This window comes from Pseudomonas sp. UBA5706, assembly GCF_002419965.1.
Taxonomy (GTDB): Bacteria; Pseudomonadota; Gammaproteobacteria; order Pseudomonadales; family Pseudomonadaceae; genus Aquipseudomonas.
Window position 1 is genome coordinate 106,301 of record NZ_DIHC01000009.1, and the last position, 20,245, is coordinate 126,545.

At 60.3% G+C, this 20,245-nt stretch carries 18 protein-coding genes; 8 read left to right on the plus strand and 10 right to left on the minus strand.

The annotated features are described in order from the left end of the window. Positions 1-145 precede the first annotated feature (145 nt). Positions 146-1,759 carry an NAD(P)/FAD-dependent oxidoreductase gene (locus B3I26_RS05200; protein WP_296255813.1) on the plus strand — a complete coding sequence of 538 codons (1,614 nt, stop codon included), beginning with the start codon at positions 146-148 and terminating at the stop codon, positions 1,757-1,759. Positions 1,760-2,022: 263 nt separating this feature from the next. Beyond that, entirely contained in the window at positions 2,023-3,210 is a 1,188-nt protein-coding gene (gene nhaA, locus B3I26_RS05205) for a Na+/H+ antiporter NhaA (protein ID WP_296255815.1), read from the plus strand. 106 nt (positions 3,211-3,316) lie between these two features. On the opposite strand, the gene B3I26_RS05210 is transcribed toward nhaA, so the two are convergent. The 6 genes from B3I26_RS05210 to dinG all read right to left on the minus strand — a co-directional run bounded on the left by B3I26_RS05210 (position 3,317) and on the right by dinG (position 11,823). After that, the gene (locus tag B3I26_RS05210; protein WP_296255818.1) at positions 3,317-3,781 is read right to left on the minus strand and encodes a glycine zipper 2TM domain-containing protein; all 465 of its coding nucleotides are present in this window, start codon (positions 3,779-3,781) and stop codon (positions 3,317-3,319) included. A 178-nt stretch (positions 3,782-3,959) separates the two neighbouring features. Further along, the gene (pdxH, locus tag B3I26_RS05215) at positions 3,960-4,607 is read right to left on the minus strand and encodes a pyridoxamine 5'-phosphate oxidase (RefSeq protein WP_296255820.1); all 648 of its coding nucleotides are present in this window, start codon (positions 4,605-4,607) and stop codon (positions 3,960-3,962) included. A gap of 48 nt (positions 4,608-4,655) precedes the next feature. Beyond that, the gene (locus tag B3I26_RS05220) at positions 4,656-5,741 is read right to left on the minus strand and encodes an OmpA family protein (protein WP_296255823.1); all 1,086 of its coding nucleotides are present in this window, start codon (positions 5,739-5,741) and stop codon (positions 4,656-4,658) included. Between the two features lie 151 nt (positions 5,742-5,892). Next, entirely contained in the window at positions 5,893-7,041 is a 1,149-nt protein-coding gene (locus B3I26_RS05225; protein ID WP_296255825.1) for a serine hydrolase domain-containing protein, read from the minus strand. Between the two features lie 190 nt (positions 7,042-7,231). Further along, positions 7,232-9,571, minus strand: coding sequence for a beta-agarase (locus B3I26_RS05230; protein WP_296255827.1), 2,340 nt, complete (start codon positions 9,569-9,571; stop codon positions 7,232-7,234). A gap of 107 nt (positions 9,572-9,678) precedes the next feature. Continuing rightward, positions 9,679-11,823, minus strand: a complete 2,145-nt coding sequence (gene dinG, locus B3I26_RS05235) for an ATP-dependent DNA helicase DinG (RefSeq protein ID WP_296255829.1) — start codon at positions 11,821-11,823, stop codon at positions 9,679-9,681. 125 nt (positions 11,824-11,948) lie between these two features. On the opposite strand from dinG, the gene B3I26_RS05240 reads away from it, so the two are divergent. Further along, positions 11,949-12,413, plus strand: a complete 465-nt coding sequence (locus B3I26_RS05240) for a CopD family protein (protein WP_296255831.1) — start codon at positions 11,949-11,951, stop codon at positions 12,411-12,413. Positions 12,414-12,534: 121 nt separating this feature from the next. Here B3I26_RS05240 and B3I26_RS05245 read toward each other — a convergent pair whose 3' ends face one another. The 3 genes from B3I26_RS05245 to B3I26_RS05255 form a co-directional block, all read right to left on the minus strand. Further along, positions 12,535-13,308 (minus strand): collagen-like protein, encoded by a 774-nt coding sequence (locus B3I26_RS05245; protein ID WP_296255833.1) that lies wholly within the window; start codon positions 13,306-13,308, stop codon positions 12,535-12,537. After that, entirely contained in the window at positions 13,301-13,576 is a 276-nt protein-coding gene (locus tag B3I26_RS05250) for a DUF1145 domain-containing protein (RefSeq protein WP_296255835.1), read from the minus strand. The genes B3I26_RS05245 and B3I26_RS05250 overlap by 8 nt, the downstream gene beginning before the upstream one ends. A gap of 231 nt (positions 13,577-13,807) precedes the next feature. Beyond that, positions 13,808-14,512: an OmpA family protein gene (locus tag B3I26_RS05255; RefSeq protein WP_296255837.1), complete on the minus strand. Its 705-nt coding sequence runs from the start codon at positions 14,510-14,512 to the stop codon at positions 13,808-13,810. Between the two features lie 386 nt (positions 14,513-14,898). On the opposite strand from B3I26_RS05255, the gene B3I26_RS05260 reads away from it, so the two are divergent. Together B3I26_RS05260 and B3I26_RS05265 are read left to right on the plus strand one after the other, a co-directional pair. After that, entirely contained in the window at positions 14,899-15,396 is a 498-nt protein-coding gene (locus tag B3I26_RS05260; protein ID WP_296255839.1) for a DUF6231 family protein, read from the plus strand. Positions 15,397-15,406: 10 nt separating this feature from the next. Next, positions 15,407-15,880, plus strand: coding sequence for a YchJ family protein (locus B3I26_RS05265; RefSeq protein WP_296255841.1), 474 nt, complete (start codon positions 15,407-15,409; stop codon positions 15,878-15,880). A 114-nt stretch (positions 15,881-15,994) separates the two neighbouring features. Here B3I26_RS05265 and B3I26_RS05270 read toward each other — a convergent pair whose 3' ends face one another. Further along, positions 15,995-16,600, minus strand: a complete 606-nt coding sequence (locus B3I26_RS05270; RefSeq protein ID WP_296255842.1) for a hypothetical protein — start codon at positions 16,598-16,600, stop codon at positions 15,995-15,997. 152 nt (positions 16,601-16,752) lie between these two features. Between B3I26_RS05270 and B3I26_RS05275 the strand changes: the two genes are divergently transcribed. From B3I26_RS05275 to B3I26_RS05285, 3 genes are all read left to right on the plus strand, one after another. Further along, a complete protein-coding gene (locus B3I26_RS05275; RefSeq protein WP_296255844.1) occupies positions 16,753-17,196 on the plus strand; it encodes an LEA type 2 family protein in 444 nt (147 codons plus the stop codon). Positions 17,197-17,199: 3 nt separating this feature from the next. After that, the gene (locus B3I26_RS05280; protein ID WP_296255846.1) at positions 17,200-17,406 is read left to right on the plus strand and encodes an SEC-C metal-binding domain-containing protein; all 207 of its coding nucleotides are present in this window, start codon (positions 17,200-17,202) and stop codon (positions 17,404-17,406) included. A gap of 250 nt (positions 17,407-17,656) precedes the next feature. Next, positions 17,657-20,140: a penicillin acylase family protein gene (locus tag B3I26_RS05285; protein ID WP_296255848.1), complete on the plus strand. Its 2,484-nt coding sequence runs from the start codon at positions 17,657-17,659 to the stop codon at positions 20,138-20,140. The last annotated feature ends 105 nt before the right edge of the window (positions 20,141-20,245 follow it).

Below are 20,245 nucleotides of genomic sequence, written 5' to 3' on the forward strand. Positions count from 1 at the left end.
ACGTTAGCCGGGCAAGGCGTGCTGCCACCGGATCATCTGCCAAGGTTTCAGCCGCTGGGCACCGCTTGCGGTCCGATGTGTCTTATAATCGCCGGCTCTAGTAACGCTGCCGGGCCGATCCTGCGGCCCGAAACCGGACCTCTCAATGTTACGAATCACCGAACTCAAACTGCCGCTGGACCACGCGGACGAAGCACTGCGCCCGGCGCTCGTGCAACGCCTGGGCATCGACAGTGCCGAGCTGCTGGACTTCACCCTGTTCAAGCGCAGCTATGACGCTCGCAAGAAATCCAGCGAACTGCAATTTATCTACACCATCGACTTCCAGGTGCGCGACGAAGCCGCCCTGCTCTCGCGCCTGAGCCACGACAAGCACATCGGCCCAGCGCCTGATGTCAGTTACAAGGTCGTCGGCCAGGCTCCAGACGACCTGACCGAACGCCCGCTGGTGGTCGGTTTCGGCCCATGTGGCATTTTCGCCGGCCTGCTGCTGGCGCAGATGGGCTTCAAGCCAATCATCCTTGAACGCGGCAAGGAAGTGCGCCAGCGCACCAAGGACACCTGGGGCCTGTGGCGCAAGAACGTGCTCAACCCCGAATCCAACGTGCAGTTCGGCGAGGGCGGCGCAGGCACTTTCTCCGACGGCAAACTGTACAGCCAGATCAAGGACCCGAAGTTCCACGGTCGAAAGGTGCTGCATGAGTTCGTCAAGGCTGGCGCACCGGAGGAAATTCTCTACGTCAGCAAGCCGCATATCGGTACGTTCCGCCTGACCGGCGTGGTCGAAAACATGCGTCAGCAGATCGAAGCGCTAGGGGGCCAGGTGCGCTTTGAGCAGCGCGTCACTGATGTGCTGATCGCGGACAGCCAATTGCACGGCGTGATGCTCGACAACGGCGAGCGGATCGAGTCCAGGCATGTCATCCTGGCCCTGGGCCATAGCGCTCGCGACACCTTCCGCATGCTCCACGGCCGCGGCGTCTACATGGAAGCCAAGCCGTTTTCGGTGGGCTTCCGTATCGAGCACCCTCAGGGGCTGATCGACCGCGCGCGGCTGGGTAAATATGCCGGTCATCCTAAACTCGGTGCCGCCGACTACAAGCTGGTGCACCACGCGAAAAACGGTCGCTCGGTATACAGCTTCTGCATGTGCCCTGGCGGCACGGTGGTGGCGGCCACTTCAGAGCCCAATCGCGTGGTCACCAACGGCATGAGCCAGTATTCGCGCAACGAGCGCAATGCCAATTCGGGGATCGTGGTCGGCATCACGCCAGACGAGGATTATCCGGGCAGCCCGCTCGCCGGTATCGAACTGCAGGAGCGGTTGGAGTCCCACGCCTACATCATGGGGGGTGAAAACTATGAGGCACCTGCGCAACTGGTGGGCGACTTCATCGCAGGCCGGGCCTCGACTCAACTGGGTGAGGTGGAGCCTTCCTACAAGCCCGGCGTGAAACTTACCGACCTCGCCGATGCCCTGCCGGCTTTCGCCATCGAGGCAATTCGAGAGGCATTGCCGGCCTTCGACAAGCAGATCAGAGGCTTCTCGCAGCACGATGCGGTGCTTACCGGCATCGAGACCCGAACCTCTTCGCCGTTGCGCATCACTCGCGGTGCGGACATGCAAAGTCTTAACGTGCGGGGCTTGTTCCCGGCCGGCGAAGGCGCGGGGTATGCCGGCGGGATCATGTCGGCGGGTGTCGACGGGATTCGGATTGCCGAGGCGGTGGCCAGAAGCATGCTAGGCATCGTCGAGTGATGTTGGTTCTGTAGCAGCCAGGCTTGCTGACGGTGACGACCTGGGATGGCTACTGTCGGCCCGCCAGCTGCTACAACATTTTCAGACATGCCCTACAGGCCAAGTAGGATAAGCTGCGCAGCATTTTGTAACTAAAATCTTTGAGCTTCTGTATACAGGTTTAACTGAGCTTTTTAATAGCCAAATCGAATATATATTTTGTTTTCAGGAATAAAAACACAAGGTACGGTGTTGCTCCCCTAGCGCATGTCGGAGAGTTGACCTTGCTTGTACGCAACACATTCAAACGTTTTTTTCAGCTGGAGGCCGCTGGCGGGTTGTTGTTGATTGCGGCAGCCGCGTTGGCGCTTATCGTCAATAACTCGCCTCTCTCGTGGCTCTACAGTGGTCTGCTTGAAATACCAGTAGTCGCGCAGGTCGGCGCCCTGACAATCGCCAAGCCGCTGCTGTTGTGGATCAACGACGGCCTGATGGCACTGTTCTTCCTGCTGATCGGCCTGGAGGTAAAACGTGAGGTGATTCAGGGCCATCTGTCGCGTCCCTCACAAATCGTTTTGCCCGGCGCCGCAGCCATCGGTGGCATGGTGATTCCCGCACTGTTCTTCTGGGCTGTGAACAAGGACAACCCCGCTGCGATGAGCGGCTGGGCGATTCCCATGGCCACCGATATTGCTTTTGCCCTTGGCGTGCTGGCCCTGCTTGGCAAGCGCGTTCCGGTGTCGCTCAAGCTGTTCTTGATGACCCTGGCGATCATCGATGATCTGGGTGCGATCATCGTTATCGCACTGTTCTACTCGGGCGAGCTGTCAAACCTCTCGTTGGCGCTGGCCGCCACTTCAATCGCGACGCTGATCGCCTTGAACAGGCTGGGCGTCGTGAAGCTCGTGCCCTACGTGCTAGTGGGCCTGATTTTGTGGGTCTGCGTCCTCAAGAGTGGCGTACATGCGACATTGGCGGGTGTAATTCTGGCGTTTTGCATTCCGCTCAAGACGGCCAAAGACCTCCCCTCCCCTCTACAGCAGCTGGAACATGGCCTGCATCCTTGGGTCGCGTACGGCATCCTGCCATTGTTCGCCTTTGCCAACGCAGGGGTATCGCTGAGCGGCGTGACGCTGGACAGTTTTGCCCACCCCGTGCCGCTAGGCATCGCGATGGGGCTGCTATTTGGCAAGACAATAGGTGTGTGCGGCCTGACCTGGCTGGCCATCCGCACCGGGCTTGCAGCGTTGCCGACTGGCGCTAATTGGGGTCAGGTAATAGGCGTGTCGATTTTGTGCGGCATCGGCTTCACCATGAGCCTGTTCGTTGGCTCATTGGCGTTCGTGCCAGGAGAAAGCGCGTTCGCCGGGATGGACCGCATGGGCATACTCACAGGCTCTATTCTCGCCGCGCTGATCGGCTATGCGATCACGGCTATGGCGAGCCGAAAGCCTACATTGGTCACGCCCTGAAAATCGGTTTGAAAATCGGATCCCGCAAATAAAAACGCCCCGAGGGATCGGGGCGTTTTCGGTGTAAGCGGGTCGTCCATCAACCCACCCAATGTGCCTTCAGAAATCAGCGACTGACTCGGCTGGTCCCGTTGACGGTCATGACGCGTACACGGTCACCCACCCGGAAGATTTCATTTTCCTGAACCTGCTGCACATAAGCACGCATGCTGCCGTCGTCCTCACGCACGGTGATTTCGACGCCCTGCGTACGTGTCAGGCCTTCTTCGGTCATCGAACCCAGCAGTCCACCGGCTACCGCACCAATGACTGCCGTTACGATACTGCCGCGGCCACCGCCGATGGCGCTACCGCCCACACCGCCGACGATCGCACCTGCACCGGCGCCGATCGGCGTCTTCGTGCCTTCGATTTTCACCGGACGCAACGACTCGATGGTGCCCAGGCGCACGGTCTGCACCTGGCGAGCTTCATCACGGGAATACGAGTCGCCAGTCAGGCTCGAAGTACAGCCACCCAGCGTCAGGGCCATGGCGGTGAACGACGCAACCAACAGAACAGACTTACGCATAACATTTGCCTCCAGAGGAACAGGTAGTCATTAGACTCTGCGTCACCGAGCGGTGTCACTGACCTGTACCGATAATTTACGTTCATTCAGGCGCTATACAGAATGCGCCACATGTAGAAGTATGGACGACGGATTGACAGATTGATTCAAAGAAAGCGCCGCTCACACTGCCGAATCGTTACGGCGCAAGACGCTCGCGAGTCCACTGTCCGTCGATGAGGCGGTAGTTCAGCCGGTCATGAAGACGACTTGGGCGCCCTTGCCAAAACTCGATCCGGTCCGGCACCAGGCGATAGCCACCCCAATGATCCGGGCAGTCAGGCTGGGTGTCACTGAAACGCTCTTCGGTGACCTTGAGCAACGCTTCGAGCTCTTCACGATTGGCGATTACGCGGCTTTGCGGCGATGCCCAAGCGCCCAGGCGGCTGCCCAGCGGACGAACCTGAAAGTAGGCGTCGGATTCCTGGTGGGAAACTTTGACGACCTTACCTTCAATACGCACCTGACGCTCCAGGGTGGGCCAGAAGAAGGTCATGGCTGCGAACGGACGGGCATTCAACTGCTGCCCCTTGGCGCTCTGGTAATTGCTGAAGAAGGTAAAGCCCTGGGCGTCGAGACCTTTGAGCAACAGGACTCGGCAGTGAGGGCGACCATCATCATCAACGGTCGCCAGCGTCATGGCATTGGCCTCGACCGGCGCCTGCTCGGTTTTCACCGCCTCGTCGAACCACTGGTGGAACAGCGCAAACGGTGCTTGCGGCGCCTGCGATTCAGTCAACCCTTCGCGAGCGTAGTTACGACGCATATCAGCCAGACGCTGGCTCATCACTGCCTTCCTTAATCGGTATCCGTGAACGGGAAACCGATATTACCCTCAGTTGGCGCTCGCTTGGGCGTTGGCAGCCGGTTTCTTGGCCGCAGCCTTGGCGGGAGCGACCTTGGCCTTGGCGGGTGCTGCTTTTTTCGCCGCAGCCTTCTTGGCAGCCGGCGCCTTGGCGGCAGCAGCTTTCTTCGCTGGCGCTGCAGACTTGGCAGGCGCGGCAGCGGTCGGCGCGACAGTGGGCTTGGCCTCCTGCACGGCGACCAACGTCGGCGAAGGCGGCAAGTTGTACTTGGCCATCAGCGCAACCATGGTGTCCTGCGGCGTCATGATGATTTCCACACGACGGTTCAGAGCACGACCCGCCGCGCTGTCGTCAGCCGCGCGCGGCATGACTGCACCCATGCCACGCAGGTTCAGGCGATTGCGCTCCAGACCGCTCAAACGGAAGATAGCCGCCACCGACTGGGCGCGTTGTTGACTGATCTTAAGATTGGTATCGCTGGCTACATCGCTGTGGCCCAGAATCAGAATTGCTGTTTTTTGATCGCCTTCCACGACCTTGGCCATGCGAGTGATGGGGCCGAGATTGATCGGCAGGAGCATCTCCGGGCGGTCTGGGTTGAAAGTACTGTCGACCGGCGCCGTCACGACCAGAACGTCTTCGCGACGCTCGAACTGGAATTTGCTGTCCTTGACCGCCTCTCGCACTCTTGGCTCGTACTGATCGAGCCACGCCTGCGTGAGTTTCGGGTCAACCTTGGGTACAGCAGGGGATGCGTCTTTGCGGGCCTGGCTGTTACCGAACGGCCACCACCACTTATTGCCGTCCTCGGCCGTAGCGACCTCTGGCTTAGCGGCTGGCTGGGTAGCTGCCAGCTCAGGCTTTTTATCGGTACCACCATGATCGGAGCCGAATGGCCAGTACCAGTGCGTACCGCTCTCGGCTTCGGACTTGGCAACTTCCGCGGCAGCAGGGCTGGCAGGCTTTACCGGCGCTGCTGCAGGCGCAGCATCAGTGCTCTTGCCAGCACCGAACGACCACCAATGGTCGTTGCTTGCAGATGAGTTTTGAGGGGTCTGAGCGCAGCCGGTGACGGCGAGGCAGAGAGCAAATGCGAGGCTTTTATTGGCAGACATGGGTGACTCACACGAATAATTGATCAGAAAATGAACGAAGCAGCGCCCATATAACACGCATAAACGCCGTTTTGGAAAAAGAAACCGCCCTACGGTTCCGATCTGGGCGATTTAACTGACAGTCGGTAGAACAAGCACTTATCAGCGAAAGTTACTGCAAACACTCACCAAGCGTGCGGACCAGACCCTGCGCTCGAGGATCCATCAACACATACGGACCCAGCGTGTTGGTTACAAAACCAAATGCCACATCACGCTCGGGGTCGGCAAAGCCTACCGAACCGCCGGCGCCCGGATGGCCGAAGGCTTTTTTGCCCAGACCGAATGTCGCGTTCGGCACCGTCGGCTGGTCAAGCATGCAGCCCAGGCCAAAACGGGTTTTGGTCAGCAAGGTCTTGTCCTGACCAAGGCTGTGTTCGCGGGTCAGCTCGTTCATCAGCTCGGCGTCCAGCAGACTGCCATCAAGCAGCGCACTGTAGAACCCCGCAAGGCTGCGGGCATTGCCATGACCATTGGCAGCGGGTTGCTGCATCCGCCGCCACTGCGGCTTGTTAGTGCTGGTCATGATCGACGGCGGATTGGTGAACGCTCGTGCGGTCATGGAGGCAGGTTCGCGCATTGTCGCCTGCAGCAGGCGCTGGGCAGCTTCATCACCGACATTGCCTTTGCTGCGGGCGATATGGGCGACGCGGTGAAATTCCTCGTCGGCCAGGCCCACATGGAAATCCAGGCCCAGCGGGCGCGAGATGCGCGCGGCAATGGACTCACCAGGCGCGCGCCCGTCCGCACGACGAATAACCTCACCGACCAGCCAGCCGTAGGTAATGGCGGCGTATCCATGGCCTTGGCCCGGCGTCCACCAAGGCTCCTCGGCGGCCAGCGCGTTGGTCATGACCTGCCAATCGTAAAGCGCCTCTGCGGGCAGCAAGCCGCGAATCGCCGGCAAGCCAGCCTGATGACACAGCAATTGGCGCAAGGTGATCGATTGTTTGCCAGCGACCGCGAATTCGGGCCACAGCCGTGAGACCGGCTCATCCAGCTTCAGCTTGCCCTCGCCGACCATTTGCAGAGCGGTGACGGCAGTGAATGTCTTGGTACAGGAGAACAGGTTGGCGATGGTGTCGCTCTGCCAAACCTCTGCACCGTCCTTGTCGGCAGTGCCCGCCCACAGATCCACCACGGTCTGTCCGCCGACCTGCACGCACAAGGCCGCGCCACGCTCTTGCGGATCGTCGAACAGCGCAGCGAATGCCTCGCGCACCGCTTCGAATTGAAGTTCGAAATGACCTTGAATCTGCACGTTCGGCTCTCCGGTTCGGGCTGCACAAAATGCCGTGCATTGTTCCAGCGATTGTCGAATTTGGGAACCGCCCGCGCAGCCATAGATGCTGTAGGAGCGTGCTTGCCAGCGATTGTGGTGTGCCGGACGCCACTGTCTTGGCAACCGGACGCAATCGCGGGCAAGCGTTCCTACAAGCAAGTGAGTTTGATCAGGGAGCGTCCACGGCGAACTTGCCAAACGCATCTGCCACCGACCCATTGGCCTTGCGCACGGTCTCGACGAAGCCCTGCCATGGCACATCGGTAATCCCGACCAAACCCAGATGGCCATTTTCGCCATCGAGCTTGCGCCCGGTCACGGGCTGATCCAGGTACTGGAACCAATGCACGCCAACGATGGAGGGCTCGGACAAGGCGTTTTTCAGGAACCTGGCGTAAGCCGGACCGCGATCTTCCTCCCGAGGCACTTCTATGGCGCCTCCCCAGAATGGCCCGCGGTCGCGGGAGCCGAAGTGGAATTCACTGACCAGCACCGGCTTGTCAAGCACACGCAGCTTGGCGAAGTCCATGCCGTCCTGGGGCTTGAGCGTATAGAGGTTGAAACTCAGGACATCGCAATATCTGGCGCAGGCCTCAACCGCTTCCGGCGTGCTGACGCTGAAGCGTCCGCCCAGCAGCAGATGGTTAGGCGCATGCCATTTCAAGGCATCGGAAATGGTCTTGAAGTAGGTCTCGGCAAATACGCGCTGGAAGTACTTGAGGTCGTTTTCGATTTCCGGATGCTGCGGGCTCGGCAAAGGCGGCTCGAAGCCTGGATCCTCCATCAATTCCCACGCCGGCAGGTCGATGCCCCACGCTTTCGACAAGCCTTCCTGATTGCGGTACTTGTCGCGCAGTTGCTTGAGAAACGCACGCTTGGCCGGTACATCAGTGGTCAGCTTCAAGGTGCCGTAGGCCAGTGCATAGCGATCCTTGGGATCATCACCAGGGGCCGCCCACGCCAGCTCGTTGTCGGCGAAATAGCCAATCAGATAAGGGTCGTCACGGTGATCGCGGGCGGCGATGGCAACCGCCCGCTCGGTCGCCATGGCAAAGCGCGGGTCAAACGGATCGGGCATCCCGCCCCACCAGTCATGACCTGTGCTGATGCTGACGTAGTCGCCGACAATGGACAGCGGCAGCGTGTAGGGCACACGGTCCTTGTTTTCCAGAGCGGGTTCACTCCAGTTGCCGACGGTATTGAAGCCCCATGCCTGAATGCGTTGCAGGGTATGGTCGACCCAGCGCTTGCGGTCCACATTCACCGGCTTGCAATCCACCACAGGCGGCGGTGCCGCGGGCTTCTCGGCCGAGGGGGCGGGGTGCTCATTGTCAGGCGCATCCTTCGCCGATGAGTCCGTCTCGTCCTCCTCATCGACCGCGGGTGCGGGTCTGACAACCTCGACGCACTTGGGCACGCCGTAGGTTCGCTGCAGGTTGGCACCGTAGAAATCGAACCAGCGACCCTGGTCGAACTGCCGATCCTTGTTGGCGCCCGTACTGCGATTGTCGTCACCTGTGCCGTAGAACGCGGACAGTGGATCGTCGTGCCCCGGCAGGCTGGCGAACATCGACTCACGGCCTTCGACATAGGTCTGGCTGTCGTCTGGGGTAATGGCATTGACCCCCAGCGAATAAAAAGGATGGCCTTCGGGAGTCACCAGGTACCACCGCTCGTTGCGCTTTTCGGTGCGGAAGAACCCCTTGGCTTCGAATGTCGGCCCCTTGAGCAAACCGCCGTATTTGTCGTGTGCCGGACGATCCTTGAGCCAAGCCTTGAGTTGCTGTTGTTCCTTGCTGGCCAGACTCTTTAGCTGATCGTCGTTGCTGATTTTTTCCGGCCATTTGTCACGCGTGTACTGGCCATAACCGTCGAGCAGATTGCTGTAGGCAGCCTTTTGAATCGTGTCGTCCTCCTGGACGCCAAACTTCTCGATCAAGACGCTCTGCGCGACGTTGGGTTGCGACATGTAAACCGAAACCGATGTCACCTGGCTGGCATTCAACTCCCCATCGGTATTGGCCAGCAGCACGCGCTGGCCCTGGTAGTTCCATGGCATTGGTGGTCCGGCGCGCATGCCCTGGCTCAGTGCAGCGCTGGCTTTGAGCGGCACGATCAGGGTTTGCGCCGGGCCGGCGGGCAGGTCAATGCGGCTGTTAAGCGTTTTGCCATCGCTGCTCTGGATTTGCACATACAGAGTCAGCGCCCAATCCATCGCGCTTTGCACGCGCAGCGTCATGGCGCTGTCGCCACTCCAATCCCAAACACCCACCTGCGGTGCCAGGCGCAGGCTGGGTTTGGCCACCGGGTTGAACGTCACTCGCCGCAACACTTCGCCCTCCGCCGTTTGTTCGGCGTTGGCCTGGGGCAGGCTTGCATCCTGGGTCGTGACCTGCACCACATCGGCGGGACGAACGAAATTGAACAGCGTCTGCTGGCCGCCGGATGCGGCATATACAGGGCCTGCGCAGGCAAAAGCGAGGACGGCAGACAACGAACGGCGAATCATGTGATCGGGTGCTCCTTGATCTCGGAAACCGCCGCGTCAGGTGACACCCTGACAATCGGGCAGACCGGGATAAGACCCGCTCGGGCGCCTTTTATCCCGGACAACGCTCAGGAAATTTCCCGGCGGAATGGCGGCAATGCATTAAGGATGGCCTTGCCGTAACGCTGGGTAACCACGCGCCGATCCAGCAAGGTGATGATGCCGCGGTCCTGCTCGGTCCGCAGCAGCCGACCGCAGGCCTGGATCAGGCGCAAAGACGCGTCGGGCACGGCGATTTCCATAAACGGATTGCCGCCGCGAGCTTCGATCCATTCGGCCAGTGCGGCTTCAACCGGGTCGTCCGGCACCGCAAACGGAATCTTGGCGATGACCACGTGCTCGCAGTACGCGCCTGGCAAGTCGACGCCTTCGGCGAAGCTGGCCAGACCGAACAGCACGCTTTCATCACCGCCATCGACCCGCGCCTTGTGTTTGTTGAGGGTTTCCTGCTTGGACAGGTTGCCCTGAATGAACACCCGCTTGCGCCAGTCACGCTCCAGTCCGTCGAACACTTCCTGCATCTGTTTGCGTGAGGAAAACAGCACCAGCGTGCCCTTGGAGCCTTCCACCAGATCCGGCAGTTCGCGAATGATCGCTGCCGTGTGTTCGGCAGCATTGCGCGGATCGGCCTTGAGGTCCGGTACCCGCAGTACACCGGCGTCGGCGTGATGAAAGGGGCTTGGCACCACAGCAGTCACAGCGTCCTTGGGCAGACCGGCGCGCATGCGAAAACGGTCGAACTTGCCAAGGGCGGTGAGCGTTGCGGAGGTGACCAACGCGCCGTAGGCCACGTTCCACAGGTTGCGGCGCAGCATCTCGGCCGCAAGGATCGGGCTGGCGTTGACTTCAATGTCAAACAGCGAACCGCTGTCGGCCAGGGTCAGCCAGCGCGCCATGGGCGGGCTGTTTTCCGGGTCCTCAGCGGTGAACGCGGTCCACAGTTCCCAGTTGCCATGGGCTCGGGCCAGCAGGCTGCCGAACAGCGGATACCACTCTTCGGCCTGATGGCTGGCGATGCCGATATTGACCTCGCCATCCATGCCTTCCTTGAGCAGTTCGGTGAGCCGGGTGAACAGGTCGTCAAGCCGGGCAAAACCCTTTTTCAGCTCGATGCCCATCTCGCGCATGTGCTCGGGCACCACGCCCCCGACAAAGCGATGACGCGGGCGCTCACGGCCCTCCATGTCCTCGCCGGCCTTGAAATCGGCCAGTTGCTCGCACGCGGTAAACATGAACTGCTGCTGGGTCTTGATCTCGCGGGCCAGCTCCGGCACCTGCTCGATCAGCTTGCCCAGATCACCGGGCAGCGGGTGCTGGGCCAGTAACTTGGTGAGATTCTTGGCGGTCTGCTCCAACCAATCGGCGGTCGAACGCAGGCGACTGAAATGCGCGAAGTGGCCGATGGCCTTGTCTGGCAGGTGGTGGCCTTCGTCGAACACATACAGCGTCTCCCGAGGGTCCGGCAGCACCGCCCCACCGCCCAGCGCCAGGTCGGCGAGGACCATATCGTGGTTGGTGACAATTACGTCGACCTTCCCCATACCTTCGCGAGCCTTATAAAACGCGCACTGCTGGAAATTCGGACAATGTCGGTTGGTGCACTGGCTGTGATCGGTGGTCAGCCGCGCCCAGTCCTGGTCGGCCAGCTCCTGAGGCCAACTGTCGCGGTCGCCGTCCCATTTGTTACCGGCGAGTTTCTCGATCATGGTGGTGAAGAGCTTCTGGCTGGCCTCGTCGACCTCGATCTTGAAGCCTTCTTCCTCGAAAAGCTGAGCGGTGGCAGTCTGTGCGTTGCCTTCCTGCAGCAGCATGTCGAGCTTGGACAGGCACATGTAACGGCCGCGCCCTTTGGCCAGAGAAAAGGTGAAACTCAAGCCGCTGTTGCGCATCAGGTCAGGCAGGTCTTTGTGGACGATCTGCTCCTGCAGCGCGACGGTTGCCGTGGCAATGACCAGGCGCTTTCCCGCAGCCTTTGCCGTGGGAATCGCGGCGATCGCGTAAGCCACGGTCTTGCCGGTGCCGGTCCCCGCCTCCACCGCGACCACCGCCGGGTCGCCCGAACGACGGCCTTCCTCGTCGGTGTCTATATCTCCCAGCACCTTGGCCACCTCGGCAATCATCAAGCGCTGGCCGTAGCGAGGCTTGAGGCTCTTGGCTTCGAGGAAACGCGAATACGCGCCCTGAATCTGGGATTTGAGTTCGGTACTGATCATGGGCAGGGTCGTTGGCTCGGCGTTACAGGATTTGCAGGTAGAAAAACCGCTGGATAAATTATCAGTGGTGGCAGCGGGCGGCTATCATACCGCGCTAATTCTTTCTGCGCAGATCGGAGTTCTCGATGCCACTTGTAGCCTTTGTCTACGTCCTGCATGTGCTAGCCGCTGTTTTGTGGGTAGGCGGGATGTTTTTCGCCTGGATGATTCTGCGACCAGCGGTCATCGCCGCACTGGAGGGCCCGGCGCGGCTGAAACTGTGGGTGCAGGTGTTCGCGCGTTTTTTCGTCTGGGTATGGTGCGCGATCATCATGCTGCCGGTGACCGGGATCGGCATGATCAGCATTAATTTCAGCGGCTTTCAGACTGCACCGCGTTACGTACAGGTGATGATCGGGCTGTATGTGGTGATGGTGGCGTTGTTTCTGAGGATTTCGACGTTGAACCTGCCGCAACTGCGCAAGGCCGTGGATGCCGGGCAGTGGGCCGAGGGTGCAGTGGCGCTGGGGGGAATACGGCGCCTGGTTGGCATCAACCTGCTGGTGGGGATTGTGGTGATTGCGATCGCGGCGGCACGCCCAGGGTTTTGATTGAAACCAAGGCCCCCATACAGTACCTGCGCGGCTTGTCGGCGGCGGCTTTGATGAAATCGCTACCGCCGGTAAGCCATGCTGTCAGTGGGGCAATGGTCCTGTTACGAGGAAGGTGGCGTTACAATTTGCGCACATTTACAGATCCCGCAGGCCCGACGGCACCAGATTGACCTTTGTCGCCGTTCCTGCCGGATTTAGCGCCGTCGGTGTGATACACCAGACAGCCCTTGGACGCACCGCCCTTGCCGCCGCGACCGCCCTCCCCACCGATTCCGCCCGCCCCGCCCTGCACGTTGACTTTCACGCGTTCATCCGCAAAAGCCTGGGGCAGTTCCAGGCGCACCACTGCACCGGGCGCACCGTCATGGCCATTGCCGCCGTTGTCGCCGTCGAAACCACGGCTCGCCGCGCCCCAGGTACAGCCCGGCTCCTGACCGTTGCCGCCGTCCAGGCCTGCATAACCCGGCGACCCTGCGCCGCCGCGTGCATCAATGGACAGTTCGTCGGCATTCAATGCCTCGATCCTCAGATTCAGATTACGGCCTGGCGACGGCGCTTTCTCGAACGTCCCGGGCGCGCCGCGAGCGGTAATTTCGGCACCACTGCTCAGGTCACCCTGTTTGACCTGCAGCGTGAACGAGTCGACGCTTGGCACGATAGCGATGCGCGATTCATGGCCCATGACCAACTGCCCGACCCGCACCTCAGTCAACCCGCGCGGGATCAGCAGGGTACCGTAATCGGCCACTTCCAGACGGTCCAGTTGCACGACACTGGCGTTGTTCGGCAGGCGCATCAACGAATGGGTTTGCACCGAGATGCTTTGGGCGATCACCATAGAACTGCTCAGGGCCGACAGTAGGCCTGCCGTCATCAATAACGCATTACGCATGGTGAACCTCCGCCTGGTGGCGACCGAAGGACTGCAGGTGGAAAATGCCGAAAATCAGAATCTGTACGCGGTCAAGCCAAGGATGTGGACGCCCCCGCAGGCTGCCATTGAAGAGAAACAACTCCATTAGATGGGTCAGCAGCAACAGACTGCCGGCCAGCGTGATCAACATATCGAAAGGAATCGGCAGGACGGCCACCTGGTTGACCAGCACCACTGCCCAGAACCCTAACGTCAACACTTTTCCCAACCCCCAAACCACCTTCATGACACGCCCCTGCTGTTTTTTTATTTCCATGCTGCAAAAAATGCTTTGCGCACAGTACGGCGACGGAGGCGACTATGCCAGAGGATGATTTCAAATACCGCTGGTTTGATGGGGACACGCGCTCGGTTCCATCTACGCAGCGAACAGGATTTGCAGAAACCGCTTTGCCAGCGACTGAAAAGAAAAACCCCGACACGAAGGCCGGGGGTTTCCTGACTGCACGGAACTCAATCAGCGATTGATTTTGATCTCGACCCGACGGTTCAACGCACGCCCCTCGGCCGTCTTGTTATCCGCCACCGGACGGCTTTCACCGTCACCTTCGACCGACACAAACGCACTGCGCGCAATGCCCGCGCTAACCAGATAATCAGTCACCGAATGCGCACGCTTGGCCGACAGCTTCTGGTTATAAGCATCGCTGCCTACGCTGTCCGTATGCCCACTCACGTGCAACTGAACATTAGGCGCTTCGGTTTTCAGCTTGTTCGCCACCAGATCCAGCTGCTGCTTGTCACCCGGCGTCAGCGTCGCCTTGTTGAACTCGAAATGCACATCACGGATGGTGATCACCTCTTCCTTGGGTAGCGCAACCGGAGCCGCAGCCACCGGCTCAGGAGCAGGCGCTACGATCGGGCAACCCGTCGCATCGACCGGTGTGCCTTTCGGAGTATTCGGGCACTTGTCGACGCTGTTCAGCACACCATCGCCGTCGTCGTCGCCATCACCATGAGCCCAGCAATAAGCGCCTGCCATGACACCAACTGCGCCACCCAAGCCAGCGGCGACGGAAGCCGACTGGAACGCGCCAATCGCCGCCCCGCTCAGCACACCACCCGCGGCGCACAGAGGCCAGTCGGTCTTTTGCAAGCCGGCACAACCGGTCAATACACTGGTAACCAAAATCAGAGGTAACGCTGTCCGAATCATGCTCATACAGTTCTTCTCCTTTGGTATCGGCTAAAACCGACTGAGATGGAGTAAAGACGGCGCTGGAGCCCCTTGCCACCCTAATTGCGGCGGTTGATGGATTTTGGGTGCGCAGACGGGCGAGTGCTTAGGAATAGCCTTTTGCCTTCACTCCGTACGCTTTGTCATGGCGACCGATTGAAAGTTCAAGCCTGACGCAGTTGCGCGCCAGGGCGTCCGCAACGCGAGCCGCGTTCCTGCGAAGACAGGCATGGGGCGCGAAACGATACGCTTTTGTTATTCCCAATCAGAGTCGAGAAACACCATCACAGAAACGGACCCGCGTGGCGGAAGCCCCCCTATGCCGCCCGGATAGAGCAAGTTAACCTTGCCGGCCCTATTGAGGAATTTCGATGATCGACAGTTTTTCCACCCGCACGCCGCAACAGGCACTGGCGGCGCTGCTCGAGCGATATGCGCCCAAGCGTCTACTGTTGATTGGCGCGGACAGCTTTCCGGCCCTGCAAGCTTTTCAGGATGCCCACCCGGATACCGAGCTGGCGCAAGCAGCCCCCGGTGCACTGCCTGCCGAAATTGCTGCGCAGCGTTTCGATATGGCGCTGGTGGTCGATTGTCTGGAACACATCCCCAAACGCGCGGGATTGGAATTGCTCGGCGGTATTCGCAACCTCAACGCCAGCCGTATTGCCGTTCTCGCGGACATAAAAGCCTGCGGCTGGCAGACCACGGATTTTTATTCACTGGCGTTGCAGGCCAGTGAGCGCTTCGCAAGGAACGAACAGGTGCTGACCTTATTCACTTACGACTTGCGCGAATACAAACAGGTGCCGGATTGGCTGAACGCGAAGTTCTGGGCCAACCCGGAGAATTTCGGCAAATACTGGTGGTGAGACCCGCCTCATGAGCAGTGCAATTTGTCCCTGTGGCAGCGGCAACCTTTTGGACCGCTGCTGTGGTCGTTATCACGCAGGCCTGCCCGCACCGTGCGCAGAGGCGTTAATGCGCTCGCGTTACAGTGCCTATGTATTGGGCCTGGTGGATTATCTGCTCGACACCACGTTACCGGTGCAGAAGCACAGCCTGGATCGCGAATCGATCAGCCAATGGAGTGCGCAAAGCACCTGGCTGGGGCTTGAAGTGGAGAATGCCGAGCTGCTAGGCGGCAAGCCGGAACACGCCTTCGTCACCTTCACTGCGCGTTGGCACGATACGACCGGAGAGCACAGCCACAGGGAGCGCTCGGCGTTCGTCCAGCACAATGACCGATGGTACTTCATCGACCCCACCGTGCAACTCAAGGCCGGACGTAACGACGCCTGCCCGTGCGGCAGCGAGCAGAAGTTCAAGAAATGCTGCTCGGCCTACATGGCCTGAGCCCTGAACCTAATGCCATATGACTGGCCAGAGGCGGCTTCTTTCGAGCCGCCGCGGACAGGACGGACTGGCACAGCGGGTCCCTGACTTCCCAAGCTTCTGTGAGGATCGTCATCAAGCCAGTTTGAGGTGCGAGATGTCCGGGACCAGCACATGCTCGACCGCGCGGGCCTGCCCCATGTCGCTGCCTTCCGGCGCCAGGCTCAGGCCCGAAAGGTCCAGCATCGGCGCGACCGGCTCCGCTTTTGGGTCCTGCACGTCGCTGCCCGGGTCAGACAGCGTAAAATCCGGCGCCTGGACGTCGACGAACGCGGCCACGTAGACATCCCGTGGTTCAAGCTTCGACCTTTGCCCAGCCCGCACGCCGCCGTCCTGAACCGGTTTCGGCGCAGGGGGCGGCCTGCGTGTCCAGCTCGGTTCATCCGGCGGCGGCGCCAGTTCGACTTCTTCGATTTCGACCTCTTGCGGTGCTGGCTCGGTTTCGACGGCGCCCGGCATTGCCACGACTTCGACCTGCGCACCGGCGCGCTCCAGAGTCGAGCGGTACTTCTCGGCACCGGACTGATCGAGGTTATTCTTCAATACCAGTCGTCGTCCCGAGAACAGCAACGCGAGACGTGGGGCGTCGGCTTGAAACAACTTTGCCAGGTTGGCTTTGACCCGGTCGAGTTGCGCACCAGGTATTAATTGGCCAGAAAAAACAATTTCGTACCGCTTCACGGGTCAATACTCCTTCGACACATCGCGTGAGTATGGCGCAGGCTCCCTGGAACAGCGAATTGCCGCGCGTCGGGCGCTTGCTAGACTCACGCAAGACAGGGAGTGAACTCACAGTGTTTCAGGCAAGCGTAATCAGAGCCGTAGGCCTATTAATGGTGCTGGCATTATCCGGTTGTTCGTCGCTGCTCACAGGCGGCGCCGAGGATCCCGAGGTGAAGCTGCTCAAGGTCGATGTAGTCAAGGCCAGACTGCTCAAACAGGACTTGAAGCTGCGCTTTCGGGTGGACAACCCCAACGACTCCAGCGTGTTGGTGCGGGGCCTGCGCTATAAGGTGTTGCTCGATGACATCCTCATCGCAGATGGCGACTACAGCGACTGGTTCGTGGTCAAGGCCAACAGCCACCGGAATTTCTCGGTGCCTGTCCGCACAAACCTCTGGGAACACCTCAAGGACGTCACACGCATGCTCGGAAAATCGGATCAGCCTGTTCACTACCGCCTGGAAGGCAAGCTCAAGACCGGATTTTTATTCGGACACAGCGTGCGTATTGGCCGCGATGGCGACATAATTCCCGGCAATTTGATCCCGGAGTAGCCTATGAACCAGCAAGCCCATGTGCATGGCCCTGATTGCGACCACGATCACGACCACCACGACCATCATCATCACCACGGCCATGTCCACGGCCCGCACTGCAACCACGAGCCTCAGGAACCGGTGCGCAATGCACTCAAAGACGTAGGTCGCAACGATCCCTGCCCGTGCGGCAGCGAGAAGAAATTCAAAAAGTGCCACGGCGCTTGATGACCGACCTGACACGTCGACACCTCTTTTAACAGCATGGCTTGCCTTGGGTAGCGACCTTAATATCGCTATCGTCGGCCAGCCCTGCCGTTGAGTCGATTCGCGCAAACACGCGGTCACACCTTTAGAATATTTTCAACATTCACCGGCCGAAAAATCCTTGAATAAACCCCTCTGCGCCGCTTGCTTAGCGACTGCCTGCTCTCTAACGTAGCGCATTTGCAACGCCTACCCTCGCAGGAGCTACATCATGGCCTCGCCAGCCCTCTCACCCCTTAAGACTCGACTCAGCGCAACCGCTGCCATATTGGGGCTATTGAGCCTCGCCGGCTGCCAGCTGGGCGGCGAAGACCGTGACAACCTCCCGCCCACCAGTGGCGTCTACGCCATCAAGGGGCTGGCGCAGAACGTGTCAGTACGCCGCAATAACCTCGGCATGCCGTTGATTGAAAGCAGCACCTTTCACGACGCGCTGTTCACCCTCGGTTACGTCCATGCCAGCGATCGCATATCGCAGATGGTGCAAATGCGCCTCCTGGCCCAGGGCCGCCTGTCGGAAATTGCAGGTCCCGGCGCACTGGACCTGGACCGCATGATGCGCGCCGCCAATCTCAAGCAAACTGCGGGCGACTTATACAACGCCTCATCGCCGCGCCTGAAGCGCTTCTTCGAGGTCTATTCCCGAGGCGTCAACGCCTACCTGTTCCGCTATCGCGACAAGTTGCCGTCCGATCTGGCGGACGCAGGCTACAAGCCTGAATACTGGAAGCCCGAAGATTCAGCATTGATCTTCAGTCTGCTGAACTTCAGCCTGTCGGTGAATCTGCAAGAAGAGCTTGCATCGTTGGTGCTGGCGCAGAAGGTCGGGGCCGATAAACTCGCCTGGCTCCTGCCGACCTACCCTGACGAGGAATTGCCGTTCGCCGAAGCGGACAAGCTCACGGGCCTGAACCTGGGCAGTCAGATGCCCGGCCTGAGTGATCTGGACAAGGCGGCGCTGCAGCTCTCCGATCTCAATCTGCTGGGGGTGTCGGCGTCCAACAACTGGGTCATCGCTGCGCAACGCGCCCGGGCGGGCAAAAGCCTGCTGGCCACCGACAGCCAACTGCCTGCGACGCTGCCGTCGCTGTGGAATTTCGTGCAGATCCGCTCACCGAAGTATCAGGCTGCGGGCGCCACTGTTGCCGGTCTGCCGCTGGTGCTCTCCGGTTTCAACGGCACGCTGGCCTGGGGCATGGGCCCGGCGATGGGCGACAATCAGGACCTGTTTCTGGAAAAGCTCAAGCGCGAAAACAATCGCCTGATGGTCATGGCCGATGGCAAATGGATCGCCGCCGGGGCCCATGAAGAAACCTATTTCGTCAAAGGCCAAAGCCCGGTGCGCGAGCGCGCCTACGAAACCCGCCATGGCCCGTTGCTCAACGGCAGCTCAGCGCAGTTGAGTAACGGTGTGGGGATCGCATTGCAGACGCCGAGCGTCAAGGACGACAAGTCCCTTGATGCGCTGTTCGACCTGACCCGTGCGCAGAATGTCCAGCGGGCGTTCGACACAACCCGGGAAATTCGCGCGATTACCCTGAACATGGTCTTCGCCGACGCCTCGAATACCGGCTGGCAGGTCACCGGGCGCTATCCGAATCGTCGGGAAGGTCTGGGCCTGATTCCATCGCCGGGCTGGGACGGTCGATTCGATTGGGACGGCTACGCCGACGCGATGCTTCACCCTTACGATCAAGACCCGCAGCAAGGCTGGATCGGCACGGCCAACCAGCGCACCGTGCCCAAGGGCTACGGGATGCAGCTGTCCAACTCGTGGGGCTACCCGGAGAGGGCCGAGCGCATCGCCGAACTGGCCAATGCCGGCAAGCAGGACACGCGCAGCACGATTGCCATGCAATATGACCAGACCACCACGTTCGCTGCCAAGCTGAAGAAGATGTTTGATGCCCCTGGCATGGCCAAACCGCTGAAGCAGGCCATCGACGCGTTGGCGCCGGCAGACAAAGACAAGGCACGCGAGGCACTGAGCCGCTTGATGGCCTTCGACGGTCGCCTGTCGCCTACGTCGACCGACGCGGCGATTTATGAGCTGTTCCTGCAAGAAAGTGCCAAGCAGATCTTCCTCGACGAATTGGGTCCGGAAAGCAGCCCTGGCTGGAAAGCACTGGTACGCAGTGCCGCCCTTTCCTACTCGCCGCAGGCCGATCACCTGCTTGGGCGGGACGACAGTCCGTATTGGGACGACGTGAAAACCCCGCAGAAAGAGGACAAGCCGACGATTCTGGCCCGCAGCCTTGCAGCGGCCATCAGTGCCGGGGAGAGCCAATTGGGTGGCGATCATAAGGCCTGGCAATGGGGCAAATTGCACCAGTACACGTGGACGTCGCAGAGTGCTCGATTGACGGCTGCGACCGGAGGCAGCAGCGCGAGTGTGGTCAAAGGGCCGATGGCGGCAGGAGGCGATCATACGACGCTCAATGCGTCGGGCTTCCACTGGGGACAGGATTTCAATGCAGCGGTGATTCCAGCGATGCGCATGATCGTCGACTTCGCGCAGCAGGAGCCGATGATGGCGCAGAATGCGGCGGGACAGTCGGGTAACCCGGCGAGCCCGCATTTCGCCGATGGTATCGACCCTTGGATGAAGGGGCTTTACATGTCGATGCCGATGCAGCCTGCGAATTTCGAGAAGGTGTACGGCAAGCAGCGGTTGACGTTGACACCTGGGAAATAATGCCGGTCCGCCGCCGAGCCGATCAGGCGGCGCTGGGGCAGCGGGAGTACTTGGTTACAGGGGGTGTGACCGTTCCCACGCAGAGCGTCACTAATGTCCGGTAAA